Origin of the sequence: Ectopseudomonas toyotomiensis (assembly GCF_017167985.1) — a bacterium.
GTDB classification, from domain to species: domain Bacteria; phylum Pseudomonadota; class Gammaproteobacteria; order Pseudomonadales; family Pseudomonadaceae; genus Aquipseudomonas; species Aquipseudomonas toyotomiensis.
This window is the reverse complement of the sequence record NZ_CP070505.1, coordinates 2275324-2301868: the sequence shown is the minus strand read 5'-3', so window position 1 is coordinate 2301868 and position 26545 is coordinate 2275324. Positions and strand designations below refer to the sequence as shown.

Genomic DNA, 26545 nt, shown 5'->3' with positions numbered 1-26545 from the left:
CAGCGGTTCGCCTCAAAGCACCTCACTCGCCACCGCATCCACCGCCGCCTTGGCGATACCCACCACTTCATCCGCTTCGGCGCGGGTCAGCACCAACGGCGGGGCGAAGCCAAGGATGTCGCCGTGCGGCATGGCACGGGCGATCATGCCGCGCTCCAGGCAGGCAGCGGAAACCCGCGGACCGACCTTGAGCGCCGGGTCGAATGGCGTGCGCGCCTCCTTGTCGGCCATGAACTCCAACGCGGCGAGCATGCCGACACCACGCACTTCACCCACCAGCGGATGACCTTCGAAGGTCTGGCGCAGTTGCTGGTTGAGGTAGGCGCCGACGTCAGCGGCGTTGGCAGAGATATTTTCCTTTTCGAGAATATCCAGGTTGGCCAGCGCAGCGGCGGCGCAGATCGGATGGCCGGAGTAGGTCCAGCCATGGCCCATGGCGCCGTCACGGCTGGAGGCTTCCTCGATCAAGTTCCACACCTTCTCGCCGACGATCACTGCCGACAGCGGCGCGTAGGCACTGGTCAGGCCCTTGGCGGTGGTGATCAGGTCCGGCTGCATGCCGAACATCTGGCTGCCCATCGGCGTGCCCAGACGGCCGAAGGCGCAGACCACTTCGTCGGCGATCAACAGAATGTCGTACTTGGCCAGCACGGCCTGGATCGCCTCCCAGTAACCGGTGGGCGGGACGATGATGCCGCCGGTGCCCATCACCGGCTCACCGATGAAAGCGGCCACGGTATCCGGGCCTTCGGCCAGGATCAGACGCTCCAGATCCTCGGCGCAATGGCGCACGAAAGCCGCTTCGTCCATGCCGGTCGGTGCCTTGTAGAAGTGCGGGCAGGCGGCGTGTTTGATGTCCGCGTGAGGCAGGTCGAAGTGCTGATGGAAGCTGGCCAGACCGGTGAGGCTGCCGGTCATGATGCCCGAGCCATGGTAGCCGCGCTGGCGGGAGATGATCTTCTTCTTCGCCGGGCGACCGAGCACGTTGTTGTAGTAGCGCACCAGCTTGATCTGGGTCTCGTTGGCGTCCGAGCCGGACAGGCCGTAGTAGACCTTCTTCATGCCCTTGGGCGCCCAGTCGATGATGCGCGCCGACAGCTCGATGATGGCCTCGGTCGAGTGGCCCACGTAGGTGTGGTAGTAGGCCAGTTCCTTGGCCTGCTTGTAGATCGCCTCGGCCACCTCGGTGCGGCCGTAGCCGATGTTCACGCAGTACAGGCCGGCAAAGGCGTCGAGCAGCTCGCGGCCTTCATGATCCTGAATGCGGATGCCCGAGGCGCCGGTGATGATGCGCCCCTTGAGCGCGCCGCTGGCGTGGTCATGGGCGTGGGTGGACGGGTGCATGAAGTGGGCACGGTCCTGCTCGAACAGCTCGTCGTAATGGCTCATGGGTAATCCTCCGGATGGGCTCAGTAACGCTGACCCTGGTGATGAATGCAGAAGTACTTGGTTTCGACGAAGGGCTCGAAGCCTTCCGTGCCGCCCTCACGGCCCAGGCCTGAGGCTTTCATGCCACCGAATGGGATCGGGTGGCCGGTGAACTTGGTGCCGTTGACCGCGACCATGGCGTGGTCGAGGCGACGGATCAGCAGGTGGACGACGTCCACGCGGTTGGAACAAATGTAGGCGGCCAGACCGTATTCGGTGTCATTGGCCATGGCCACGGCTTGCTCCAGGGTGTCGAAAGCGCGCACACCGGCGATAGGGGCGAAGTTCTCCTCGCGGTAGATGCGCATGCTATCGGTAACGTCGGCCAACAGCGTCGGCTGCCAGAACCAGCCGCCCAGCGCATGGGGCTCACCTCCGACCAGCAGGCGCGCTCCCTGTTCGATGGCATCGGCAACCCGTGCAGCTGTTACGTCCAACGCAGCCTGGTGCATCAGCGGACCGATCTGGTTGCGCGCGTCATGGCCAGGGCCGACGCGCAGGTCGCGCACGGCCTTGGCGAAGCGCTGTAGAAATTCTTCGTACACCGGTCGCTCGACCAGAATGCGGTTGGCGGCGCAGCAGTCCTGGCCAGAGGTCTGGAACTTGGCATCCAGCGCCACCTGCACGGCGTGATCCAGGTCGACATCAGCGCAGACGATCAGCGGCGCGTTGCCACCCAACTCCAGCGCCACTTTCTTCACATCCTCAGCGGCAGCCTGCAGCACCAGCTTGCCGACGCGGGTCGAGCCGGTGAAGCTCACAGAACGTACCCGCGTGTCCTTGACCAGGGTTTCCATGGTCATCTGCGGTTCGCCCAGCACCACGTTGAACACACCGGCTGGCAAGCCGGCTTCCTCGGCTAGTTGCGCCAGGGCAAAGGCTGAATAGGGCGTCTCGTGCGCTGGTTTGACCACCACGGTGCAGCCAGCCGCCAACGCTGCAGCGGCCTTGCGGGTGATCATCGCGCTGGGGAAGTTCCAGGGCGTGAGCAGGGCGCAAACGCCGACCGGCTCCTTCAGCGTACCGAGCTGGGCACCGGGGATATGACTGGGAATGGTCTGGCCGTAGAGCCTGCGCGCCTCTTCAGCGAACCAGGGGATGAAGCTGGCGGCGTAGCGGATCTCGCCACGGGCCTCGGCCAGCGGCTTGCCCTGTTCCTGGCTGAGGATGCGCGCCAGGTCCTCCTGATGCTGCAGGATCAGCTCGGCCCAGCGCCGCAGCAACGCCGCGCGGGTTTCCAGGCTCTGCTCGCGCCAGTCGGCGAACGCGCGCTGGGCGGCGTCCACCGCGGCGACGATCTGCGTCTGATCAAGCATCGGCACATGGCCGATCACGCTCTGGTCGGCCGGGTTGTGCACGGCGATGCTGGCGCCGTCGTCACTGTGCAGCCAGTGACCGTCGACGTAGCACAGCGATTTGAACAGCAGGGGATGGTCGAGGGGCATGGCGATGTCTCCGGGCCGATGGACATGGGAGACATGCTAGGGAAGGGTGGCTTGGCGTTTTTTCCAAGCCGGTGCGGCGTGACAGCAGTTTTTTCTGAAGGTGATCGGCGAACAGGCGGTTTTTCTGCTCACATCCGAAACCGCCGTGCTCCTTCTGTAGGGTGCGCCGTGCGCACCGCTGCCCCCGGATTGCTACGGTTTGACTCAGGCGGTAGCGGTACGCTGCGGCAGTGCGCGAACGATGGCGCTGAGCAGCATGCCGTACAGCGGCACGAAGAGGATCAGGCTGATGGCCAGCTTGATCACGTAGTCCACCGTGGCGATCTCTACCCAGTTGGCGGCCATGAAGGGATCGTCGCTGCGCCAGAAGGCCACCGAGAAGAACAGGAAGGTATCGAGCAGGTTGCCGAAGATGGTCGAGGCCGTCGGCGCGACCCACCACTGGCGCATCTTGCGCAGGCGGTCGAACACCTGGATATCGAGCAACTGGCCGAAGGCGTAGGCCAGGAAGCTGGCCCCGGCGATACGGAAGACGAACAGGTTGAAGTCGCCCAGCATAGCCAGGCCGCCAAAAGCACCTTCGTGGAACAGCACAGACACCACATAGGAGGCGACCAGCGCAGGCAGCATCACCCGGGCGATCACCACGCGCGCAGCGTGCTTGCCGATCAGACGCACGGTGAGGTCGGTGGCCAGGAAGATGAACGGAAAGCTGAACGCACCCCAGGTGGTATGCCAGCCGAACAGGGTGATCGGCAGCTGCACCAGGTAGTTGCTGGCGATGATGATGAGGATATGGAAAGCGATCAGGCCGGCCAGCACGGGCCGACTGACCGACGCAGGAATCAGGGTCATGTCGATGTCCTTTTTCATGAAGTGGGGTGAGGGAACCCACTGTCGCAGCCGACATGGCCACGAACGGCGCGCATTCTAGCGCATTGTTGACTCGCGGGATAGGTTTTGCCGCAGATGTTCAGACCGCCTGGATGAAAGGTCGCGCCGTCGCTGACTCAGGCCTCCGGCACCACCCGCTTGGCCAACTGGAAATGCCGCTGCCAGTACGAATTGTTGAGGCGGTCGATGCGCACCTTGGTGCCGCGCCGCGGCGCGTGGACGAAGCGGCCCTCACCGATGTAGATGGCGACGTGATCCACCGAGCGGCTGCGAATGCGGAAGAACAGCAGATCGCCGGGCTGCAGGTCGCTTCGTTTCACCGAGGGCGCGTCCAGGCGCGACAGGGCGCGGGAGGTACGCGGCAGGTCGAGGTCATCCTGGGTCTTGAAGGCGTATTGCACCAGGCCGCTGCAATCGAAGCCGTGGCGCAGGCTGGTACCGCCCCAGCGGTAAGGCGTGCCCAGTGCACCAAGGGCGCGGTCGATCACTTCGCTGGCCGGTTTGGGCGCGGCCGCTGGCGCAGTGGCAGGAATGGTGTGAATGCGAAAGGTAGCGGAGGCTTGGGTACAAATTCCCAGTAAAAGAGCGCCTCCCAGGCAAAGTGACATGAAGAACTTATTCAAACCCAGTGACCCTGGTGATTGGCCTTTGCGCGGAAGCCCTTCCGAATCAAGGCATTGCATCGGAAACGGACCTCCTGCCCGTCCCGGAGACGGACTCCCGGGAAAAGTCTTTGGTTCAGTTCCAGGGGGTAGTAGTCGACGAACGGTTTGCCGCTTATGCCTCCGCATTCCCGACCATTCGCGCCCAATTACGCCTCTGCAGCTGAGCCGCCCCCACAGGCCGTTAAGGTCAGGGCGATGTCTTGGCGGCGGTGAAGGTGAAACGCTCGGTCACCTCGGCAGGCGGCTAATCCACCCTACAGATGCCCGACATCTCATGGTGGCGTACGTTAGTCGTCCAGTTCGGCGGGCGCGCCCGACGTGTCCGCCTTGATGGTCTTGGTGACGATATAGGTGAAGTAGCGCTCGATGCCGAGGTCTTCCAGCAGCAGCTGGTCGATGAAGCGCTGGTAGTGGTCGATGTCGCGGGCGCGGATCATCGCGATGTAATCGACACCGCCGCCGGTGGCGTAGCAGAAGCCCACTTCCGGCGCCTCGTTCAGGCGCTGCTCGAAGCGGCGCATGTCCTGCGCGGTGTGGCGGGCCAGGGTGATTTCCACCAGCACCCGCTGGCTGCGAAACAGCGCAGCCCAATCGATCTGCGCGCGATATCCCTGAATCAACCCGGCGCTTTCCAGCTTGCGCACCCGTTCCCAGGCCGGCGTCACCGAGAGGTTGATCGCCTCGGCCAGGGCCGACTTGGTGATCCGTCCATCCTCGGAGAGGATGCGCAGGATCTTCAGGTCATAGCGGTCGAGCTTGTGCATCGGTTTCTCGGTTGGCTAAGGGTTTAAAGATGTAGAGGCCAGATCGCGGCTAAAGCCCCTCCCACGAGACACTCAGACTGTGGGAGGGCCTTAGCCGCGACCGTTTCTAGTCCACCACCTCGGCGATGACTGCGAGGGTATCACCACCTTTCACCAGCCCCGGAAAATGCCGGGCAGCGAGCAGACCGCTGCGTTTGGCGCGGTATTCGGTGGCCGGCTCGCCAGTACGACGCGCACTGTGCACCCGCGCGATCACCTCGCCCTTCTCCACCCTGGCGCCGAGATCTCGGCACATCTCCAGCAGACCGTCATCCTCGCTGGCGACGAAGCAGTCGCCGTCGGGCATGTCGAGCATCACCGACTCACCCGCCTCGATCTCGCCCGGCAGCAGGCCGAAATGGATCAGCAGGTTGCGCACGCCACGCTCGGCGATGGCCAGGCTTTTCGCCGTGCTGCTGCCGCCGCCACCCAGCTCGGTGGTAACGAATACCTTGCCCTGTTCCTCGGCGGCGGTGTCGTACATGCCCACCGCGTCCAGCTCCAGCATGCGCATGCAGTAGGGCGCGGCGAAGGCGCGCATGCCGGCGGCGCAAGCGGCGTCCTGCGCCTTGTCGGGCAGCACGTGGCAGGCGGCGAATGGCAGGAAGTCGAGGGTCTTGCCGCCGGAGTGGATGTCCAGCACCACGTCGGCCAGCGGCAGCAGGCTGCGCTGGAAATAATCGGCGATCTTCTGCGTCACCGTGCCGTCCGGCTTGCCGGGAAAGCTGCGGTTGAGGTTGCCCTTGTCGATGGGCGAGGTGCGGGTGCCAGCCTGCACCGCCGGGGTGTTCATGAACGGCACGATGATCACCCGACCAGCGACGTCCTCGGCGCGCAGACGCTGGGCCAGTTTGCTCAGCGCCAGCGGGCCTTCGTATTCATCGCCGTGGTTGCCGCCGGTAAGCAGCGCGGTGGGGCCGCTGCCGTGCTTCACCACGGTCACCGGGATCATCACCGCGCCCCAGGCCGAGTCGTCACGGGAATAGGGCAGCTTGAGGAAGCCGTGTTGCACACCGTCACGGTCGAAATCGACCGTGGGGCTGATGGGGTTGTCGCGCAGAACGTCGGTCATGGCATCAGTCCTTCACGAACAGCTTGCGCGGCACGTCGCAGAGGGTTTCCACGCCGCTGTCGGTGATCAGGATCGATTCGGTGATTTCCAGGCCCCAGTCGTCCAGCCACAGGCCCGGCATGAAGTGAAAGGTCATCCCCGGCTGCAGCACGCTCTCGTCACTGGGGCGCAGGCTCATGGTGCGCTCGCCCCAGTCCGGCGGATAACTGATACCGATGGGGTAGCCGCAGCGGCTGTCCTTGTGGATGCCGAACTTCTCCAGCACTTTGAAGAAGGCGCGGGCGATATCGCCGGTGGTATTGCCCGGCTTGGCCGCCTCCAGGCCGGCGGCGATGCCTTCGACCACGGCCTTCTCGCCGTCGAGGAAATGCTGCGGTGGCTTGCCCAGATAGATAGTGCGAGACAGCGGACAGTGATAGCGCTTGTAGCAGCCGGCGATCTCGAAGAAGGTGCCGGCGCCGCTGATCATCGGCGAGTCGTCCCAGGTCAGGTGCGGCGCGCTGGCATCGGCGCCGGTGGGCAGCAGCGGGACGATGGCCGGATAGTCGCCGCCATGGCCGTCTGCACCGAGGATGCCGGTGCGGTAGATCTCGGCCACCAGCTCGTTCTTGCGCAGGCCCGGCTCGATCTTGGCGAAGATCGCCGCGTGCATCTGCTCGACGATCTTCGCCGCGATGCGCATGTAGCCGATCTCGGTGGACGACTTGATCGCCCGCTGCCAGTTGACCAAAGCAGTCGAATCGACGAAGCGCGCGTTGGGCAGATTGCGCTGCAGCGAGGCGTAGGCGGCAGCGCTGAAGTAGTAGTTGTCCAGCTCGACGCCGATGCTGAGCCTGTTCCAGCCACGCGCGGCAATGACCTCCTTGGCCAGGTAGTCCATCGGGTGGCGCTCGGTGGACTGCACGTAGTGATCGGGGTAGCCGACGATGTTGCTCTGCTGCATGAACACCGTGCGCTTGGCGCCGTTGGCGTCCTGGCCGCGGCCGTACCAGACCGGCTCGCCATCGAGCGCCAGCAGCACGCACTGGTGCACGTAGAACGACCAGCCGTCATAGCCGGTGAGCCAGGCCATGTTCGACGGGTCGGTGACGATCAGCAGCTCGATGCCCCTGGCCTGCATGGCGCTACGCGTCTTGGCCAGGCGCTGGGCATATTCCTCCCGAGTGAAGGGGAGGTTGACGACGATTTCGGACATTGCGTTGCCCTCGTGATGGAACAGTTATTCAGGCGCGGCGTGCCGCGCCCGCAGGTTTCAGGAATCGAAACTGAGGCCTTTGCCGGCCGCGACGGCGCGCTGATAGGCGAGGCTGGCGATGGCGGTGTCCTGGGCGCCGGTACCGGTGAGGTCGCACAGGGTGATCTGCTCGGGCGCGGTGCGACCGGGGCGCTGGCCGGCGATCACCTGGCCGAGCTCGGCGAAGTCAGCATCGGCAGCCACCAGGCCGGTGGCGATGGCGTGATGCAGCTCACCCAATACGCGGGTCTGGCTCAGACGATCGGCGACATAGGCATCGACCCGCGCCAGCACGGCCGGGGCGATCTCGTTCTTGTGCTCGGCATCCGAGCCCATGGCGGTGATATGCAGGCCGGGGCGCAGGTGCTGCGGCTGGATCAGCGGCTCGCGACTGGGCGTGGTGGTGATGGCGATATCGGCGCCATCCAGCGCCGCGTCGACGCTGTCCTCCGCGCGCGCATCGTCCAGCTCGGCGGCCATGGCCTGGGCCTTGGCGGGGTCACGGGCCCAGATACGCACCTCGCGCACCTCACGCACCAGGCGCAGAGCCTGCAACTGCAGGCGCGCCTGCTCGCCGGCGCCGAGGATGGCGACCACCTTGGCGTCCTCGCGGGCCAGCCATTTGGCGGCGACGGCACCAGCGGCGGCGGTGCGTACGGCGGTGAGGTAGCCGTTATCCAGCAGCAGCGCATCGGCCAGGCCGGTCTGTGCCGAAAACAGCATCATCAGGCCATTGAGGCTGGGCAGGCCGAACTTGGGGTTATCGAAGAAGCCGGGACTAACCTTGATCGCGAAATGGGCGACGCCTGGCAGATAGGCGGTCTTCACGTCCACCTCGCCGTTATGCTCGGGCACGTCCAGACGCAGGATCGGCGGCATCGCAACAGCGGCCGTGGCGAGCAGGCGGAAGGCGTTCTCCACCACCGCGAGGCTGTCAGTGTCTAGGCCGACGCACCCACGCAAATCGGCCTGGTTGAGTATCAGGGTCTTGGCCATGGGAGTTCCTCAGGCGTCGGCGCCATTGAGCAGGCGCAGGTGCTGGTCGATATCGATATTGCGACCGCTGATCACCACCACCACCGGGCCGCGTGGTTCGATCAGGCCGTCGAGCAGGGCGGCGATGCCGACGGCAGCTGCGCCCTCGACCACCAGCCTTTCTTCGCGGTAGGCGTGACGAATGCCACGGGCAATGGAAGCCTCGTCGAGCAGGTGCAGCTGGTCGCACAGCTCGCGGGTGATGGAATAGGTGAAGCGGTTATCCAGACCGATACCGCCGCCGAGGGAATCGGCCAGGGTTGGCAGTTCCTCTACCTCGACCGGTTCGCCGGCCTGCAGGCTGGCGTGCATCGCCGCGCCCAGTTGCATGCTGATGCCGTGGGTGCGAATGGCCGGACTGGCCGCCTTGATCGCCAGCGCCACGCCGGCGAACAGACCACCGCCGGACAGCGGTACCAGCACTTCGCAGACGTCCGGGCACTGCTCGAGAATCTCCAGGCCCAGGCTGCCCTGGCCGGCAATCACATGCGGGTGGTCGAAGGGCGGGATGAACGCAGCACCCTGTTCGCGAGCGATGCGCAGGGCTTCGAGCTGGGCGTCGTCCTGGCTGCGGCCACTGACCACCACCTCGGCGCCCAGTTCGCGAATCGCGCGCACCTTGTTCTGCGGCACCAGCTCGGAGAGGCAGACGATGGCCTTCACACCCTGCTGCGCGGCGGCGAAGGCGAGGGCGCGGCCGTGATTGCCGGTGGAGGCAGTGACCACGCCGAGGCGCTTTTGCTCGGCATCCAGCTGCGCCACCGCATTGCTCGCGCCGCGCAGCTTGAAGCTGCCGGTGGCCTGCTGCGATTCCAACTTCAGCCACACCGGCACACCGGCCAGGCGGCTCAGGCTGGGCGAGTGCTCCAGCGGCGTCTGGCGCACCAGGCCGGCGATACGCTGGCGGGCCTGGAGCAGTTCATCGAAGTGGATGGAAGACATGGCGCACGTTCCGTGAAGGTGTGCGGCCGAGTGTATGAGCGGGAAATTGAGCGGCTGAATGTACTAGGACGATTTTTTATTCGGGCACTTCAAGAGGCGAGCAATCGGTGCGTTTGCGTAGGCTGTGCTGTGCGCACCGATGCAACCCGGAAGCATTGGTGCAAACCGCTCCCGGATTTCATCCGGGCTACACGAACCCCTCTCCCCAGCCCTCTCCCGCAAGCGGGAGAGGGGGCTGAGTCCGCGCACCGTCGGTGCCCGCTCAAAAATCATGCACCTTCGGATACTGCTCGAACACGTCCCGCACGATCTGCACGCCCTGGCGCATCTTCGCTTCGCTGCATTCGGCGCCGACGCACAAACGTACCGCGCGCGGCCGCGGCATGCCGGGCGGGACGAAAGGGTCGGGCAGGGTCAGAGCGACGTTGCGCCGACGCAGCTCGCGCAGCAGGCCATCGGTTTCCCAGCCTTCGGGTACGCGCAACCAGCTGTTGAGCGAATAGGGGTGGTTGCCGATCAGGTGCTCGCCCAGCTCCTGTTCCACCAGCGCCTGTCGGTTGGCCAGCAGCTGCCTCTGCAACTGCACCAGGTCCTCGGCCTCGCCGGAGTCGATCCAGCGCGTGGCGATTTCACCGAGCAGCGACGGCGCCATCCAGCTGTTGACCCGCAGGATACTCTCGGTGCGCAGGGCCAGGCGCTTGGGCATCACCAGGTAGCCGATACGCAGGCCGGTGAGCACCGACTTGGTCATGCTGGTGCAGTAGAACGACAGCTCCGGCGCGTAATGGCTCAGCGGCCGGGTGGCCTGCTGGCCGGCCAGCAGCGGGCCGTAGACGTCGTCTTCGATGATGTACACGCCATAGCGGCGGGCGATCTCGGCGATCTGGCGGCGGCGCTCGTCGGGCATCAGCGCGCTGGTGGGGTTGTTGAGGTTGGGCGTGCAAACCAGCGCGGTGATGCGCTCGTTGCCGCACATGTCCTCGAAATGCTCGGGGTTCAGGCCGTAGCGATCCATCTCCAGGCCCTTGAGGGTGAAGCCGAGCACCTGCGAGCTACCGATGGCGCCGTGGTCGGTCAGCCCTTCGCAGAGCACCACGTCATCCGGGCCGGCCAGGGTAGCCAAGGCGAGGAAAATACCGTGGGCGGCGCCGCTGGTCAGCAGCACATCCTCGATGCCCACATCCATACCCAGGCGCGCCAGCCAGCGCACCGCGGCCTCGCGCTGGTGCTGCATGCCGGCAATCGGGCGGAAGGCGTGAATCCACGGTTGGTCCGGCTCCTGCGCTAGCTCCAGGCAGGTCTGCCGCCACAGGCGGTCGTGATCAGCCGTATGCAGGATACGCGCATTGGAAAAGTCCATCAGCGCCTGCTCGGTTTGATCGAGCATGCTGGTGGCCACACGCTCACTGGTACGCCGCGAAACGAAGCTGCCACGGCCCACCTCGCAGCGCACCCGGCCCTGGCGCTCCAGCTCCTTGTAGGCGTTGGTCACGGTCTGCACGCTGATGCCCAGGGCATCCGAAACCTGGCGTTGCGGTGGCAACCGCTGGCCGTCGAGCAAGGTACCCTGTTCAATGTCGGCGGCGACCGCCTGGACCAGCAGCTTGTATTTCGATTCGCCCGGACGGGCGTTGGCCAGGGCCTTCTTCCAGTTGTGCATCGATGGCTCCTCTGGCGATTGCGCTCAAGCATCCCGCGCGAGGCGTTACGATTCAATTGTCCTAGTGCAATGCCGTAGCGAAAAAAGCCTTTGTATGCTCGGGCCAAGGGTGGAAAACAGTGCCTTGGCACCTCAGAAGAATTACCACCTGGCGCGAACAGCGCCCCAACGCTCTTGATTTACCTGCCTCCTAACACAGCACGCCGCCGTTGGCGGACTACAAGAAACAGGAGAACACCAAGATGAGTAGCGTTATCCCCTCCCGCTTCGGCCGCCTCGCAATGGCCTGCGCCCTGCTCACCGGTCTCGCCGCCGGTGCCCAGGCCTCGACCCTGGACAAGGTCAAGGACAGCAGCAGCGTGCGTATCGGCTACGCCAACGAAACACCGTTCGCCTACACCGCCCTCGACGGCAGCGTCACCGGCGAGTCGCCAGAGATCGTCAAGAAGATCTTCGAGCGCATGGGTGTCGAGAAGATCAACCCGGTGCTGACCGAATGGGGTTCGCTGATCCCCGGCCTGCGCGCCAGCCGCTTCGACCTGATCGCCGCCGGCATGTACATCACCCCCGAGCGCTGCAAGCAGGTGCTGTTCACCGACCCGCACTACCAATTGCCCGATACCCTGCTGGTGAAAGCCGGCAACCCGAAGGGCCTGCACAGCTACGAAGACATCGCCAAGAGCGGTGCCAAGGTGGCAATCATGTCCGGCACGGTGAACCTGGGTTATGCCCGTAATTCCGGTATCACTGACGATCAGATCCTCCAGGTGCCGGACACCACCGCACAGCTGCAGGCCGTGCGCGCCGGTCGCGCCGACGCTGCAGTCGGCACCCAGCTGACCATGAAGGGCCTGGCCGACAAGGGCGGCGACAGCGTCGAAGCCATCGCCGAATTCAAGGACGACCCGGCTCACACCGGCTACGGCGCCCTGGCCTTCCGCCCGGAAGACAAGGAGCTGCGCGATGCGGTGAATGCCGAGCTGAAAAAGTGGCTGGGCAGCGAAGAGCATCTGGCCACGGTGGAGCCCTTCGGCTTCGACCAGTCCAACATCACCGACAAGACCGCCGCCGAACTCTGCGGCCAGTAATGCACGGGTTACGCCGCGCACCCAGGTGCGTGGCGTATTTCCCTGCATAGAGCGGTAGACATCCATGACCGATCTTCTCCCCCTGCTGCTGCAAGGCGCCTGGGTCACCGTGCAAGTCACCTTCTGGGGCTCGCTGCTGGCCATCGTCAGCGCAGTGATCGCCGCCCTCGGCCGCCTGTCGCCGATCGCTGCGCTGCGCTGGCTGGCGATCACCTACATCGAGATCTTCCGCGGCACTTCACTGCTGGTGCAGCTGTTCTGGCTGTACTTCGTGCTGCCGATGCCGCCGTTCAACGTCGAGATGAGCGCCTTCGCCGTGGCCATCGTCGGCCTCGGCCTGCACATCGGCGCCTATGGCGCGGAAGTGATGCGCGGCGCCATCCGCTCAGTGGCCAAGGGTCAGTATGAGGCCTGCACCGCGCTGAACATGCGTCCCTCGAAACGCTTCCTGCGCATCATCCTACCGCAGGCGCTGTTGGCGGCGATTCCGCCGGGCACCAACCTGCTGATCGAACTGCTGAAGAACACCTCGCTGGTGTCGCTGATCACCCTGTCCGACCTGGCCTTCCGTGCCCGTCAGCTGGATCAGGCGACCTTCATGACCCTGGAGATCTTCGCCCTGGCCCTGGTGCTGTATTTCCTCATGGCCCAGGTGATCAACCTCGGCATGCGCCTGCTGGAAAAACGCCTGAGCCGTGGCCGGATGCGCGGAGGCCTGCAATGAATTTCTTCGACTGGGATTTCGCCCTGAGCATCCTCCCGGACCTGCTCAAGGCCTCGCTCAACACCCTGCTGATCACCTTCGCCGGTTTTGCCATCGCCATCGTCGTCGGCCTGCTGCTGGCCATCGCCCGGCGCAGCAAGCACATGTGGTTGTCCTGGCCGGTGGCCGGGCTGATCGAGTTCATCCGCAGCACGCCGCTGCTGATCCAGGTGTACTTCCTGTTCTACGTGTTCCCCAACTACGGGCTCAACCTCACCGCGCTGCAGGCGGGCATCCTCGGCATTGCCTTGCACTATGCCTGCTACACCGCCGAGGTGTACCGCGCTGGCCTGGATGCGGTGCCGCGTGGCCAATGGGAGGCGGTGACGGCGCTGAACATGTCGCCGCTGTCGGCCTATCGGCAGATCATCCTGCCGCAGGCGCTGCGGCCGATCCTGCCGGCGCTGGGCAACTACCTGGTGGCCATGCTCAAGGACACCCCGGTGCTGTCGGCCATAACCGTGGTGGAGATCATGCAGCAAGCCAAGAACATCGGTTCGGAGAGCTTCCGCTACCTCGAGCCCATCACCATGGTCGGTCTTTTCTTCCTGCTGCTGAGCCTGGCCCTGGCCTGGTGCGTGCGGCGCGTGGAAGATCGGCTGGAGGTCACTGCCCGATGACTGCTTTTCTCAACTCTACAGACGCCGCAGGGAGTTCCTCCATGCCCCAGCCCATCGTCCGCTTCACCGACGTGACCAAGCGTTACGGCAATCTCACCGTGCTCAACAAGCTCAACCTGGACGTCGCCCCCGGCGAGAAGGTGGCGATCATCGGCCCCAGCGGTTCGGGCAAATCCACACTGCTGCGTGCGTTGATGACCCTGGAGAGCATCGACGAAGGCGTGATCTCGGTCGACGACGAACCGCTCACCCATATGCCCGGCCGCGATGGTCGTCTGGTGCCGGCCAGCGCCAGCCACCAGCGCAAGGTGCGCGGCAAGATCGGCATGGTGTTCCAGAGCTTCAACCTGTTCCCGCACATGTGTGCACTGCAGAACGTGATCGAAGCACCGATGCAGGTGCTCGGCATGGGCAGGAAGGAAGCCACCGAACGCGCCGAGGATCTGCTGGCGATGGTCGGCCTGGGCGAGAAACTGCGCCATTTCCCCTCGCAGCTGTCCGGCGGTCAGCAGCAGCGCGTGGCCATCGCCCGCGCACTGGCGATGCGGCCCAAGGTGATGCTGTTCGACGAGGTGACCTCGGCACTCGACCCGGAGCTGTGCGGCGAGGTGCTCAACGTGATCCGCCGCCTCGGCAGCGAGCACAACCTGACCATGCTCATGGTCACCCACCAGATGGGCTTCGCCCGCGAGTTCGCCGACCGCGTGTGCTTCTTCCATCAGGGCTGCATCCACGAGCAGGGCACGCCGGATCAGCTGTTCGGCAACCCGCAGCAGGAGCGAACCAAGGCGTTTCTGAGTGCGGTGAACGAGGCCAATTGAGGCTGGTTCACGCCCTGCTGCGCGCAATCTTGTAGGAGCGGCTTTAGCCGCGATTTTTCGCGGATGAATCCGCTCCTACAGAATCACGGCAATTCATTGGCATGCGTCACGGCCGCCGCGCCTTGATCGCCGCCAGCATCTTCTGCGCCAGCGCGGCGTAGTCACCATCGAAGTGGTGGCCGCCCTCGATCATCAGATGCTCCCCTGGGGCACCGGCTTCGGTGCAGCCGCTCTCGGGGGCTTCCTCGCTGCCGTAGATGCAGTACACCTTGGTCGCCGGGACCTTACGCAGTTCCGGCCCGGTCGGCGCCTCTGCGCCATCCTTGCCGAGCCAGCCGCTGACGGCGATCTCGAAACTGCCGCTGCGGGCGAAGGCCAGCAGCAGCATGGTGTCGACCTGCTGCTGATCACTGGCCGGCAAGCGGTTGTAGATCGCCGGTAGCACGTCGGCGCCAAAGGAGTAGCCCGCCAGTACGAAGCGCTTGATATGCCACTTGCCGCGGTACTGCTGCATCAGCCGCGACAGGTCGGCGGCGCTCTGTTCCGGGCTTTTGTGCTGCCAGTAGTAACGCAGGGTGTCGATGCCCACCACCGGATAACCGGCAGCGGCCATGTGCTCGGCGGAAGCGCGGTCGAGGTCACGCCAGCCGCCATCACCGGAATAGAACAGGGTCAGGGTATCGGCCGGTTGCGCCGAGGGATGCTCGATCACCGGCATCGCCGCGCCCTGGCCAGCAAGCAGGTGTTGCAACTGATCGGCCAGCAGCGTTGGCAGCGGCGTGCCCAACGCGCCGATGCGCGGCTCGCCGTTTTGCTGCTCACGCAGGAAGCGGGCGTTGTCATCACCCGGATTGTCATTCCACAGGGCGATCCAATGGCCGTGCTCGGCCATGTTCGGCAAGGGCTCGGCGCAGTCGGGTTTGGCCAGATCGAAGCCGACCGACAGCGCCTGGACCTGGTCGTCACTTTGCGCCGCCAGCCAGCGCCAGGCCGAGGCCGCCGCCGGACCGATACCGGCCACCAAGGTCGGCGCGCCACCCAGGCGCTCACTGGCCCGGCTGAGCAACTGCTGCTGCGCCTCGCAGGCGCCCGCGACGAAGGGCAATTGCAGCAGGCGCAGATCGCCGGCTTCGCCAAGACGGCGCAGCGTGGCTTCATCCAACGCCTGGTCGGTCGGCGCGAGCAACAGCACGCGCTGACGTGCCTCGCCCTGGCTGAGCAACTGCGCCGACTTACCCTGGATCTGCACCGTCTCGAACTGCGTGGCCGCGCGCATCGACCACCACCAGCCTGCCGCTCCCGCTGCCAGCGCCACGGCCAGCAACACCGCGCCCAGCCTCCTTGTCATCCTGCTCATCTCAGCGCCTCACCAGTCCACCCAGGCCGCCAGCGATCAGCGCAGCGGTGTCGGCCAGTGCCACCCAAGGATCGAGCCCGGCCGGCACGGCCAGGTAACGCGGCTCCCACTGGGGCAGGAATTTGTCCTTGAAGCGGCGCAGACCCTGGAAGTTGTAGAAGTTCTCGCCACGATCGAACACCAGTGCACCGAGGCGCAGCGGCAGTGGCGCCCCCTTGCGCGTCTGCAGACCGGCCAGCGGCACCATGCCGAGGCTGAAGCGCGCGTAGCCCTCGCTCTGGAACTGCTGGATCAGGCCGAGCATGAGAAACTCCATGGTCGACTTCGGCGCATCCGGCAGCACGCGCATCAAGTCGAGGCTGGCCACCGCGCGCGTCTCGCACTCCAGCAGATTGGCGAAGGCCACCGCGCGACCTTCGAAACGCACCACCACGACACGGAAGTGCGCCAGGTACTCGGGGCTGAAACGGCCGAGGGAAAAGCCTTTCTCGCGTACGTTCTTGCCCTCCAGCCAGGCATCGGAGATCGCCTGCAGCTCCGCCATCGGCACCTGGCCGGGGGCATGGAACTCCAGGCTCAGGCCGTCGCGCTGACCGCGGTTCCAGGTGTAGCGCAGCGCCTTCATCTCCTTGCCGTTGCTGGCCAGGTCGAAGGTATTCAGGTCCACCAGCGCTTCCTCACCGAGTTTCAGCGCAGTCAGGCCGATGTCGATATAGCCGGGCAGATTCTCTGCGCGCACCTGGTAGAACACCGGTCGCGCATGGTGGCGATCACAGAGGTCGCGGAACTGCCAGATCAGCTCGGCACGCGCCGCCGGCGGGCCGATCGGGTCGAACAGCGCCACCAGGCTGCGGCCGCGCAGCGCGTACATCAGAAACGCTTCGCCATCGGGGTGGAACAGCAACGCCTTGTCGCCACTCAGTGCCAGACCGCCTTCCGGCTGGCGCGAGGCCTGGACGATGGCACGGGCACGCAGCAATGCATCCTCGTCCGGCAGGCTGATACTTGGCGGCGTGGCGCGCAGCAGCCAGGTCAGGCTGACCGCCAATAACACCAGGGCACTGCCCAGCGCCGCCCGCAGGCCACGCGGAGCGTTGGCATCCAGCTCGAACTGCCACCACAACTGATGGCTGTAGGCGACATCCTGATAGGCGAACAGCAGCAGCCACACCGAGGCGGCGATCACTCCAGCCGTGGCCGCCAGCGCCAGGCCGGATGCCGGTACGTCCATCAGGCGGCTACGCCGGTAGAACTCGCGGCGAAACAGTGCCAGCAAGCCGGCGATGGCCGCTAACGCTAGGGCCTCCAGCCAGTCGAAGCCCTTGAGCAGCGACAACACCACGCCCAGGCAGAGCAGCACCAGGGTCAGCGCCCAGGCCGCCGACAGGCGCCGGCGCAGGCCTTGCGCCAGCAGCAGACAAAGCGTGCCGACCAGGCTGGCCGCCAGGTGCGAGGCGGCGATCAGTTGCGGCGGTATGAGAAAGCCCAGGGCCTGCAGATGCTCATCCACAGTGGGGGTCACACCGGAGAACAGCAGCACCATGCCGGCGCAGAACACCAACAGCGCCAGCAGCGGCACCGCCATACCACTGGCCACGCGCGCCACCTGCCGTGGGAACCACAAGCGGCGCGCCTCGGCAGCCAGCAGCAGGAGCCCGGCCGCCACCAGTGGCAGCACCACATAGAGCAGGCGGTAGAGCAGCATGGCGGCGACCAACCCGGCCGGGTCGATGCGCGAGGAAAAGGCCGCCAGCAGCACTGCCTCGAACACCCCGACACCGCCCGGTACATGGCTCAGCACCCCGGCCGCCAGCGCCAGCATGTAGACCAGCACGAAGGACGAAAAAGGCGGTGCCTCGGGCAGCAACAGATACAGCACGCTGGCGGCGATCAGCACGTCGAAGCTGCTGATCAGCAGCTGCGTCAGGCTCATGCGTAGGCCTGGCAGACGCAGACTGAAACGTCCCAGATCGACCTGCCAGCAGCCAGGGGCGGGGCGCTCGGCCAGGCGTTTGCGGCTGACCAGCAGCACCACGGCCGCGGCGGCGACCAGCACGGCGACGGCCACGACTGCCAGCACCGGCTCGGACAGGCGCAGCGCGGCCGAGGCATCCTCGAGATCGAACAGCGCCGCCAATGCTGCGAGGATCGGCAGGTTGACGCCGAGCGACAGGCTGGCGAACAGGCTCATGCGCGCCACATCGCCCGCGCCAAGGCCGTTGCGCCCATACAGACGGTAGCGTACCGAGCCGCCAGACAGCGCCGAGAGGCCGACGGCATTGCCGATGGCGAAGGCGCAGAAGCCGCCCAGCGCCAGGGTCGGCGCCGGCAGCTCGACGTTGGCGTAGCGGCTGGCCGACCACTCGTAGGCGAGCATCACCGCAAAGCCCAGCACGGTCGCCAGCAGGGCACCAAGCAGCGCCTGCGGCGGCACAGCTGCCAGGGATTCGCGCACCTGGTCCGGGTTGATTTCGCGTACCAGGTGCCAGCAGGCGACCAGCGCCACGCCGAACAGCAATAGCGAGAGACCGAGGCCGAACAGCTGGCGGTTACGTTGCAACCAGCCGGGTTGTGAAGGAGGAAGAAGATCAGGCGCATCAGCGCCCTGGACGGGGAGTTCGGATACCGCTCGACTCATGTCGAAAACGCCTCTGATGGACGCCACCTCGGAGTGAGGCCTAGATCAGAGTGTAGATGTAACAAAATGTTCCATTTAGCTGAAACGCTCGTTGCGAATGTCCGAACTGGCTGAAGCCGTTCAGGCCTCGCCGAGAAACCTCAGGCCGGCCCCTTCGGGATCCACGCGCATCACTTCCATCCTCAATACCGGGGCGGGGAAAGGCAGATCCTGTACCTGGCCGATCACTTCGGTGCCGACCGACAAGCTGGCCATGTCCGGGTGCTTCACGTAGACACCGCTATCGGACAGATCACGAGTCTGCGCCAGCAGCTCGCCGAAGCTGGGGTGGCTGATCTTGATCCGGCACTTCATCGGGGTACGCACCTGCTGGCGCTGGTTCGGCATGGAGGCTCCGGGGGTAGGCGGACGATGCAGCCTTTAATAACGCAAAATCGAAACAATTCCCAACGCTCGACAGAAAAAAGGCGCCATCGAGGCGCCTTCGTTCATCATCATGCTCAGTGGCAGTACGTCAGTACCACTTGGCCTCACCCTCGGGCCGCTTCTTGAAGCGCTTCATGCTCCACATGTACTGGCTCGGGTAGTTGCGTACGTAGCGCGATACCACTTCGCTCATCGCCGCCACGCCTTCTTCGACGTTCTCGCTGTACATGCCTTCGGGGGCCGCCTCGAGGATCACCTTGTAGCCGCTGCCATCCGGCAGACGCAGCGCATGCAGGAACACACCGACCGCCTTGCCACCGGTGAGCATGCCCGGCACGAACTTGCTGGTCAGCGCGGTGGTACCGAGAAAGGGCACGAACACACCCGACGAACGGCTCGGCTCCGGGTCGGCCGGAATACCCACGGCGCCGCCCTTGCGCACTTCCTTGATGACACTGAGGATGCCTTCCTTGGTCGACGGCGCCACGCGGTTGCCCATCTGCACGCGCTGCTGCTGCAGCAGCTCGTCGACCGCCTTGAGCTTCGGCGGGCGGTAGAAAATGATCGGCTTGCACTGGTTGCAGTAGAAATGGTTGAGCACTTCCCAGTTGCCCAGATGGCTGGTGATGCCGACCACGCCCTTGCCGGACGCCAGCGCCTGCTGCAGCACCTCCAGGCCCTCCACTTCGTGCACCAGCTTGAGCGATTTCTGCGCCGGCCAGATCCAGGCGCAGGCACTTTCGGTCAGGGTCTTGCCGATGTCCTTGAGACTTTGACCGACCAGTTTGTCCAGCTCGGCCTCGTTCAACTCGGGGAAACACTTGCTCAGATTGATGCGCACCACGTCGCGCGAGCCGTTCGGCAGTTTCCACATCAGCCAGCCGATGGCATTGCCCACGGCCTGCACGGCGCGCCAGGGCAGCAGTGCGAACAGGCGCAGGAAACCCACCACCAGGGCGCCCTTGAGTTTTTCCACGAGAGACTCCAAGCGTTTATACAAAGCGCCCAGTTTAACAGGACGTTCAAAAACGTTGGTGAGGCAGGCAAGACAAGGCGTAACGACCAGGGCCGGCTCAGTCAGTAAAGACTCGTCCGCAGCCGCTGCTGTAGATCGCGCTCGTAGGCCTCGACGTCGAATTCCTCATAGATGCAGCGGAAGATATCGCCCGCGCTCGGCAGGCTGGCGCGTTCGACCTGACGCGAGGCATCCCACAGGCCCGAGCGCACCGCCGCCTTGGAGCACTGGAAGTAGCAGGTATCGATATGGATGCGCAGCACGCTGCGCGGCAGTTTGCCCTGGGCACGGCCCAATTCGAGCAGTTCGGGGTCGAGGGAAATTTCTGCGCGGCCGTTAATGCGCAGGCTCTCACCGACGCCCGGAATCAGGAACAGCAGCGCCACCTGCGGGTTGAGCACGATATTGCGCAGGCTGTCGATGCGATTGTTGCCGGGGCGATCCGGCAGCAGCAGGGTCTGGTTGTCGAGAATCTGCACGAAGCCCGGCGCATCACCACGCGGCGAGCAATCCAGGCCATCCGGGCCAACGCTCGCCAACACCACGAAGGGCGAGGCTTCGATCAGCGCACGGTAGGGTTCGATCAGCCGCGGCAACTCCTTGCGCCGCGAGCGCTCATGGCTTTCGCCATACAGTACCTGCAGTTCATCCAGCGTGGTGATGGTGGTCATGAGCCCTTCAGTTGCGCATAGCGGTCGCAGTCGGTGGTGTGGTCCATCACCATACCCGTGGCCTGCATGAAGGCATAGCAGATGGTCGGTCCGACGAAGTTGAAGCCCGCCTTGCGCAACGCCTTGCTCATCGCCTCGGCTTCAGGCGTCACTGCCAGCATCTGGCTGCGGTCGCTGAAATGGTTGATCTTCGGTGCGCCGCCGACGAACGACCAGAGCCAGGTCACCGGATCCTCCAGCTGCAGCCATGCCTGGGCGTTTTGCCGCACGGCCTTGAGCTTGAGGCGGTTGCGGATGATCCCGGGGTCCTGCATCAGCACCTCGATCTCTTCGTCAGTGAGGCGGGCCAGACGCTCGGGATCGAAGCCATGCAGCACCTGGCGATAACGCTCGCGCTTCTTCAGCACGGTGATCCACGACAGGCCGGCCTGCGCGCCCTCGAGCAGCAGCATCTCGAACAGATGACCGGCATCGCGCTGCGGCACGCCCCATTCCTCGTCGTGGTAGGCCTGGTACAGCGGATCGTCGGTACACCAGAAGCAGCGGGGCATGGCGGTAGGCCTCGGTCGGGGTCGAAGCGACGACTATAGCGGCAAAATAACTGGATATAAATACAGTCAACATCAACCGCGAATGATGCCGATATGCCGTACCCTGCGGCCTGCGTCGAGTTTCGATATACTCCCCGGCTTTCCCTCGCAAGCCTCCACAGGTGATTTTTTCGTGAGCCAGACCAAGCCTGCCGTGCGCACCTTCCAGGACCTGATCCTGGCCCTGCAGAACTACTGGGCCGAGCAGGGCTGCGTGGTGCTGCAACCCTACGACATGGAAGTGGGCGCCGGCACCTTCCACACCGCCACCTTCCTGCGCGCCGTCGGCCCGGAGACCTGGAACGCCGCCTACGTGCAGCCTTCGCGTCGCCCCACCGACGGCCGCTACGGCGAAAACCCCAACCGCCTGCAGCACTACTACCAGTTCCAGGTGGTCTTGAAGCCCAACCCGGAGAACTTCCAGGAGCTGTACCTGGGTTCGCTCAAGGCCATCGGCCTCGACCCGGAAGTCCATGACATCCGCTTCGTCGAGGACAACTGGGAATCGCCGACCCTCGGCGCCTGGGGCCTGGGCTGGGAAATCTGGCTCAACGGCATGGAAGTCACCCAGTTCACCTACTTCCAGCAGGTCGGTGGCATCGAGTGCTACCCGGTGACCGGCGAGATCACCTACGGCCTGGAGCGCCTGGCCATGTACCTGCAGGGCGTCGACTCGGTCTACGACCTGATCTGGACCGACGGCCCGTTCGGCACCGTGACCTATGGCGACGTGTTCCACCAGAACGAAGTGGAGCAGTCCACCTACAACTTCGAGCACGCCAACGTCGAGAAGCTGTTCGAGCTGTTCGATTTCTACGAGAGCGAAGCCAACCGCCTGATCGAGCTGGAGCTGCCACTGCCGACCTACGAGATGGTGCTCAAGGCCTCGCACACCTTCAACCTGCTGGACGCCCGCCGCGCCATTTCGGTGACCGCGCGCCAGCAGTACATCCTGCGCGTGCGCACCCTGGCCCGCGCGGTGGCGCAGAGCTACCTGCAGGCGCGCGCCAAGCTCGGCTTCCCCATGGCCACCCCCGAACTGCGTGACGAAGTACTGGCCAAGCTGGAGGCACAAGCATGAGTGCGAAAGATTTCCTGGTCGAACTGGGCACCGAAGAGCTGCCACCTAAAGCGCTGAAAAGCCTCGGTGACGCCTTCCTCGCCGGTATCGAGAAAGGCCTCAAGGCCGCCGGTCTGAACTACGCCGCCAGCCGCGTGTACGCCGCGCCGCGCCGCCTGGCGGTGCTGGTCGAGCAGCTCGAAGAGCAGCAGGCCGACCGCAGCATGAACCTCGACGGTCCGCCCATCCAGGCCGCCTTCGACGCCGACGGCAACCCGACCCAGGCCGCCCTGGGCTTCGCGCGCAAGTGCGGTGTGGACATCGCCGAGATCGACCGCAGCGGCGCGAAACTGCGTTTCGCCCAGCACATCCCTGGCCAGCCGGCGGTGAACCTGCTGCCGACCATCGTGCAGGACTCACTGAACGACCTGCCGATCCCGAAACGCATGCGTTGGGCCGCCCGTCGTGACGAATTCGTGCGTCCGACCCAGTGGCTGGTGATGCTCTTCGGCGACGCCGTGGTCGACTGCGAGATCCTCGCGCAGAAAGCGGGTCGCGTGTCCCGTGGCCACCGCTTCCACGCCAACCGCGACGTGCGCATCAGCAGCCCGGCCAACTACGCCGAAGACCTGCGCAGTGCCTTCGTGCTGGCCGACTTCGCCGAACGCCGCGAGCTCATCAGCCGCCGCGTCGACGAACTGGCCGCCGCCGAGCAGGGCACGGCCATCGTGCCGCCAGCGCTGCTGGACGAAGTCACCGCCCTGGTCGAATGGCCGGTGCCGCTGGTCTGCTCCTTCGAGGAACGCTTCCTCGAGGTACCGCAAGAGGCGCTGATCAGCACCATGCAGGACAACCAGAAGTATTTCTGCCTGCTCGATGCGAACGGCAAGCTGCTGCCGCGCTTCATCACCGTGGCCAACGTCGAGTCCAAGGACCCGGCGCAGATCGTCTCCGGCAACGAGAAAGTCGTGCGTCCGCGCCTGACCGACGCCGAGTTCTTCTTCAAGCAGGACAAGAAGCAGAAGCTCGAAGGCTTCAACCAGCGCCTGGCCAACGTGGTATTCCAGGCCCAGCTCGGCTCGGTGTTCGACAAGGCCCAGCGCGTCTCCGCCCTGGCCGGCTTCATCGCCCGCGCAGTCGGTGGCGACGCCCAGCGCGCCGCTCGTGCCGGCCTGCTGAGCAAGTGCGACCTGGCCACCGAGATGGTCGGCGAATTCCCGGAAATGCAGGGCATCGCCGGTTACTACTACGCGCTCAACGACGGTGAGCCGCAGGACGTCGCCCTGGCCCTGAACGAGCAGTACATGCCGCGCGGTGCCGGCGCCGAACTGCCGAGCACCCTGACCGGTGCTGCCGTGGCGGTGGCCGACAAGCTCGACACCCTGGTCGGCATCTTCGGTATCGGCATGCTGCCGACCGGCTCGAAAGACCCCTACGCCCTGCGCCGCGCCGCCCTCGGCGTGCTGCGCATCCTGATCGAGAAGGGCCTGGATCTGGACCTGGCCGCTGCAGTCGACTTCGCCGTCGCCCAGTACGCCGGCAAGATCAAGACCGAAGGCCTGGCCGCCCAGGTGCTGGAGTTCATCTTCGACCGCCTGCGTGCGCGCTACGAGGACGAAGGCATCGAGGTGGCCGTGTATCAGGCCGTGCGTGCGGTGAACCCGACCTCGCCGCTGGACTTCGACCAGCGCGTGCAGGCCGTGCAGGCCTTCCGCAAGCTGCCGCAGGCCGCTGCCCTGGCCGCTGCCAACAAGCGTGTGTCGAACCTGCTGAGCAAGGCCGAAGGTGGCGTCGCCGCCCAGGTCGAGGCGCACTACTTCGACAACCCCAGCGAGTTCGCCCTGCACGCCGCCATCCAGCAGGCCGACCAGGCCGTACAGCCCCTGGCCGCCGCCCGCCAGTACAACGAGGCCCTGGCCAAGCTGGCTGGTCTGCGCGAGCCGGTGGACGCCTTCTTCGAGGCGGTGCTGGTCAACGCCGAAGACGCACGCGTGCGCGCCAACCGTTACGCCCTGCTGGCCCGCCTGCGCGGGTTGTTCCTTGGCGTGGCGGACATCTCGGTACTGGGCTGACGCCAGGCGCTGGCCGCGAAGGTTTTCGCGGCCAGCGGTCGTTTCCATCTCTGCTTCTGGCGTGGCTGCATGAAACTGCTGATCCTCGACCGCGACGGTGTCATCAACCAAGACTCCGACGCCTATATCAAGACGCTTGACGAGTGGATACCGATCCCTTCGTCTATCACTGCTATCGCGCGCCTGTCGCAAGCGGGCTGGACAGTGGCCGTGGCTACCAACCAGTCCGGCATTGCCCGTGGCTATTACGATCTGGCGACCCTGGAGTCGATGCACGCGCGCCTGCGCCAGCTGGTGGCGGAGCAGGGCGGTGAGGTCGGCCTGATCGTCCATTGCCCGCACGGGCCGGATGACGGCTGCGAATGCCGCAAACCGAAACCAGGCATGCTCCGGCAGATCGCCGCGCACTACGCCACGGATCTGGCAGGAATCTGGTTCGTCGGCGATACCAGCGGTGACCTGCAGGCCGCGCTGGCCGTCGATTGTCAGCCTGTGCTGGTGAAAACCGGCAAGGGCGAACGCACCCTGGCCAAGCCACTGCCGCCAGGAACCCTGGTATTCGATGATCTGGCGGCTGTCGCCGATCAATTGCTCTCATAAGGTGTGAAGGTTCATGGCGCTAGTGCAGGCATTCAGAGTCACGCTTTTCTACCTGCTGCTGTCGTCCAGCTCGTTCTTCTGGTGCCTGATCAGCCTGGTGGTCGCCCCCTTGCTGCCGTTCCGCCAACGCTACCGCTTCGTCGTTCAGGCCTGGTGCAACTGCGCCGTGTGGCTGGCCAAGGTGATCGTCGGCATTCGCTATGAAGTACGCGGCCTGGAGAACATCCCCGAGCGCCCCTGCGTGATCCTCGCCAACCACCAGAGCACCTGGGAGACCTTCTTCCTCTCCGGCTTCTTCGAGCCGCTGTCGCAGGTGGTCAAGCGCGAACTGCTGCGCGTGCCGTTCTTCGGCTGGGGCATGGCGCTGCTCAAGCCCATCGCCATCGACCGCAGCAACCCCAAGGCGGCGCTCAAGCAACTGGCCAAGCAGGGCGACGAACGCCTCAAGCAGGGCGCCTGGGTACTGGTGTTCCCCGAAGGCACGCGGATTCCGCCGGGCCAGATCGGCAAGTTCTCCCGAGGTGGCACTGCCCTGGCAGTGAATGCCAGCCTGCCGGTACTGCCCATCGCACACAACGCCGGTGAGTTCTGGCCCAAGGCTGGCTGGGGCAAGCGCCCGGGCACTATCCAGGTGATCATCGGCCAGCCGATGTACGCAGAAGGCGAAGGGCCGCGTGCCATCGCCGAGCTCAACGAACGTGCTTTTCAGTGGGTACGCCAGCAACAGACCGAACTGCGTGGCGAAGAGCCGCAGCTGAGCCGTCTGGGCGAAACCGCCTGATCTGTGGACAAGCTGTGCAGGGAATGCAATCAAAGCGCCATCAACCCCTGCATCGAACTGATTTTCCTGGCGAATCACCAGCGCTAGGAAAATCCCGCAGCGGGGTATAAGTTGTGGCTCAGATGTAGGAAAGGCCTAACCGCCATTTGGCTTCCAGCGGGCACCAGCCGTCGATAAAGCCGCTTCTACCTCGATGGGTTCACAGTCTCGCCCGCGGCAATGGCCGAAGATGAGACACGAAAAGGAATTCGCTGCCATGCCGTCGATCTACCAGCTCAAACCGGCCTTCCAGAACCTGCTGCGTCCCGGCGTCGAACGCCTTTACGCACACGGCGTCACCGCCAACCAGGTCACTCTGGCCGCAGCCGCCGTCTCCGTGCTGCTCGGTGCCCTGCTCGCTGCTTTCAGTCACATCACCTGGCTGTTCGCCCTGATTCCCCTGTGGATGCTGCTGCGCATGGCGCTGAACGCCGTCGACGGCATGCTCGCCCGTGAATTCGGTCAGCAATCGAAGCTAGGCGCCTATCTCAATGAACTGTGCGACGTGATCGCCGACAGCGCACTGTATCTGCCCTTCGCCCTGCTGCCCGGCGTTTCGCCGCTGCTGGTGATTGTCGTGGTGCTGCTGGCGGTGATCAGTGAATATGCTGGCGTACTCGGGCCCATGGTCGGTGCCTCACGTCGCTATGACGGGCCGATGGGCAAGAGTGATCGCGCCTTCTGCTTCGGCGTGCTCGGCGCTGGCGTCGCCAGCGGCCTGCTTCCGGCTTTGTGGATCAATCTGCTGCTGGGTCTGATCCTCGCCCTGCTGCTCTATACCCTCTACAACCGCGTTCGCCGGGGTTTGGCCGAAGCGGTCTGACTC

Annotated in this window: 25 protein-coding genes; 9 read left to right on the top strand and 16 right to left on the bottom strand. The window is 65.0% G+C overall.

From position 1 onward, the window contains the following. Window positions 1-12 precede the first annotated feature (12 nt). The 10 genes from JWV26_RS10550 to ehuR all read right to left on the bottom strand — a co-directional run bounded on the left by JWV26_RS10550 (window position 13) and on the right by ehuR (window position 11178). Window positions 13-1389 (bottom strand): aspartate aminotransferase family protein, encoded by a 1377-nt coding sequence (locus JWV26_RS10550; protein ID WP_206419018.1) that lies wholly within the window; start codon window positions 1387-1389, stop codon window positions 13-15. 20 nt (window positions 1390-1409) lie between these two features. Further along, on the bottom strand, window positions 1410-2873 hold the full coding sequence (locus JWV26_RS10545; RefSeq protein ID WP_206419017.1) for an NAD-dependent succinate-semialdehyde dehydrogenase: 1464 nt from the start codon (window positions 2871-2873) through the stop codon (window positions 1410-1412). 204 nt (window positions 2874-3077) lie between these two features. Further along, entirely contained in the window at window positions 3078-3728 is a 651-nt protein-coding gene (locus JWV26_RS10540) for a 7-cyano-7-deazaguanine/7-aminomethyl-7-deazaguanine transporter (RefSeq protein WP_206419016.1), read from the bottom strand. 155 nt (window positions 3729-3883) lie between these two features. After that, window positions 3884-4450, bottom strand: a complete 567-nt coding sequence (locus JWV26_RS10535) for a C40 family peptidase (RefSeq protein ID WP_033377397.1) — start codon at window positions 4448-4450, stop codon at window positions 3884-3886. Between the two features lie 269 nt (window positions 4451-4719). Continuing rightward, a complete protein-coding gene (locus JWV26_RS10530) occupies window positions 4720-5196 on the bottom strand; it encodes an Lrp/AsnC family transcriptional regulator (protein WP_206419015.1) in 477 nt (158 codons plus the stop codon). A 106-nt stretch (window positions 5197-5302) separates the two neighbouring features. Next, complete coding sequence (gene doeB, locus JWV26_RS10525) at window positions 5303-6307, bottom strand: N(2)-acetyl-L-2,4-diaminobutanoate deacetylase DoeB (RefSeq protein WP_206419014.1); 1005 nt, start codon at window positions 6305-6307, stop codon at window positions 5303-5305. Between the two features lie 4 nt (window positions 6308-6311). Next, complete coding sequence (doeA, locus tag JWV26_RS10520; RefSeq protein WP_206419013.1) at window positions 6312-7502, bottom strand: ectoine hydrolase DoeA; 1191 nt, start codon at window positions 7500-7502, stop codon at window positions 6312-6314. A 57-nt stretch (window positions 7503-7559) separates the two neighbouring features. Further along, window positions 7560-8537, bottom strand: a complete 978-nt coding sequence (gene eutC, locus JWV26_RS10515) for an ectoine utilization protein EutC (protein ID WP_206419012.1) — start codon at window positions 8535-8537, stop codon at window positions 7560-7562. Window positions 8538-8546: 9 nt separating this feature from the next. Beyond that, window positions 8547-9518, bottom strand: coding sequence for a hydroxyectoine utilization dehydratase EutB (eutB, locus tag JWV26_RS10510; RefSeq protein WP_206419011.1), 972 nt, complete (start codon window positions 9516-9518; stop codon window positions 8547-8549). A gap of 262 nt (window positions 9519-9780) precedes the next feature. After that, window positions 9781-11178: a MocR-like ectoine utilization transcription factor EhuR gene (gene ehuR, locus JWV26_RS10505; protein ID WP_206419010.1), complete on the bottom strand. Its 1398-nt coding sequence runs from the start codon at window positions 11176-11178 to the stop codon at window positions 9781-9783. Between the two features lie 242 nt (window positions 11179-11420). Between ehuR and ehuB the strand changes: the two genes are divergently transcribed. The 4 genes from ehuB (at window position 11421) to ehuA (ending at window position 14470) form a co-directional block, all read left to right on the top strand. Continuing rightward, window positions 11421-12266 carry an ectoine/hydroxyectoine ABC transporter substrate-binding protein EhuB gene (ehuB, locus tag JWV26_RS10500; RefSeq protein WP_196457274.1) on the top strand — a complete coding sequence of 282 codons (846 nt, stop codon included), beginning with the start codon at window positions 11421-11423 and terminating at the stop codon, window positions 12264-12266. A 64-nt stretch (window positions 12267-12330) separates the two neighbouring features. After that, window positions 12331-12990, top strand: coding sequence for an ectoine/hydroxyectoine ABC transporter permease subunit EhuC (ehuC, locus tag JWV26_RS10495; protein ID WP_196457272.1), 660 nt, complete (start codon window positions 12331-12333; stop codon window positions 12988-12990). Then, window positions 12987-13649 (top strand): ectoine/hydroxyectoine ABC transporter permease subunit EhuD, encoded by a 663-nt coding sequence (ehuD, locus tag JWV26_RS10490; protein WP_206419009.1) that lies wholly within the window; start codon window positions 12987-12989, stop codon window positions 13647-13649. Before ehuC ends, ehuD begins: the two co-directional genes overlap by 4 nt. 41 nt (window positions 13650-13690) lie before the next feature. Then, window positions 13691-14470, top strand: coding sequence for an ectoine/hydroxyectoine ABC transporter ATP-binding protein EhuA (gene ehuA, locus JWV26_RS10485; RefSeq protein ID WP_112211049.1), 780 nt, complete (start codon window positions 13691-13693; stop codon window positions 14468-14470). A gap of 106 nt (window positions 14471-14576) precedes the next feature. Here ehuA and JWV26_RS10480 read toward each other — a convergent pair whose 3' ends face one another. The 6 genes from JWV26_RS10480 to JWV26_RS10455 form a co-directional block, all read right to left on the bottom strand. After that, window positions 14577-15818, bottom strand: coding sequence for a virulence factor family protein (locus tag JWV26_RS10480; RefSeq protein ID WP_420890297.1), 1242 nt, complete (start codon window positions 15816-15818; stop codon window positions 14577-14579). A gap of 10 nt (window positions 15819-15828) precedes the next feature. Further along, window positions 15829-18465: a bifunctional lysylphosphatidylglycerol flippase/synthetase MprF gene (gene mprF, locus JWV26_RS10475; protein ID WP_206419008.1), complete on the bottom strand. Its 2637-nt coding sequence runs from the start codon at window positions 18463-18465 to the stop codon at window positions 15829-15831. Between the two features lie 120 nt (window positions 18466-18585). Then, window positions 18586-18852 carry a PilZ domain-containing protein gene (locus JWV26_RS10470; protein ID WP_206419007.1) on the bottom strand — a complete coding sequence of 89 codons (267 nt, stop codon included), beginning with the start codon at window positions 18850-18852 and terminating at the stop codon, window positions 18586-18588. Window positions 18853-18979: 127 nt separating this feature from the next. Then, complete coding sequence (locus JWV26_RS10465; protein ID WP_072425134.1) at window positions 18980-19867, bottom strand: lysophospholipid acyltransferase; 888 nt, start codon at window positions 19865-19867, stop codon at window positions 18980-18982. Between the two features lie 101 nt (window positions 19868-19968). Further along, complete coding sequence (locus tag JWV26_RS10460) at window positions 19969-20577, bottom strand: pyridoxamine 5'-phosphate oxidase family protein (protein ID WP_206419006.1); 609 nt, start codon at window positions 20575-20577, stop codon at window positions 19969-19971. Then, window positions 20574-21128: a DNA-3-methyladenine glycosylase I gene (locus JWV26_RS10455; protein WP_074915546.1), complete on the bottom strand. Its 555-nt coding sequence runs from the start codon at window positions 21126-21128 to the stop codon at window positions 20574-20576. Before JWV26_RS10455 ends, JWV26_RS10460 begins: the two co-directional genes overlap by 4 nt. 172 nt (window positions 21129-21300) lie before the next feature. Here JWV26_RS10455 and glyQ point away from each other — a divergent pair, with 172 nt between their 5' ends. The 5 genes from glyQ to JWV26_RS10430 all read left to right on the top strand — a co-directional run bounded on the left by glyQ (window position 21301) and on the right by JWV26_RS10430 (window position 26542). Beyond that, the gene (gene glyQ / locus JWV26_RS10450) at window positions 21301-22248 is read left to right on the top strand and encodes a glycine--tRNA ligase subunit alpha (RefSeq protein ID WP_017676289.1); all 948 of its coding nucleotides are present in this window, start codon (window positions 21301-21303) and stop codon (window positions 22246-22248) included. After that, window positions 22245-24299, top strand: coding sequence for a glycine--tRNA ligase subunit beta (gene glyS / locus JWV26_RS10445; RefSeq protein WP_206419005.1), 2055 nt, complete (start codon window positions 22245-22247; stop codon window positions 24297-24299). Before glyQ ends, glyS begins: the two co-directional genes overlap by 4 nt. A 69-nt stretch (window positions 24300-24368) precedes the next feature. Then, complete coding sequence (gmhB, locus tag JWV26_RS10440) at window positions 24369-24899, top strand: D-glycero-beta-D-manno-heptose 1,7-bisphosphate 7-phosphatase (protein ID WP_072425138.1); 531 nt, start codon at window positions 24369-24371, stop codon at window positions 24897-24899. 13 nt (window positions 24900-24912) lie between these two features. Beyond that, entirely contained in the window at window positions 24913-25680 is a 768-nt protein-coding gene (locus JWV26_RS10435) for a lysophospholipid acyltransferase family protein (RefSeq protein WP_074915549.1), read from the top strand. Window positions 25681-25936: 256 nt separating this feature from the next. Further along, window positions 25937-26542, top strand: a complete 606-nt coding sequence (locus JWV26_RS10430) for a CDP-alcohol phosphatidyltransferase family protein (RefSeq protein ID WP_083563756.1) — start codon at window positions 25937-25939, stop codon at window positions 26540-26542. Window positions 26543-26545: the final 3 nt, after the last annotated feature.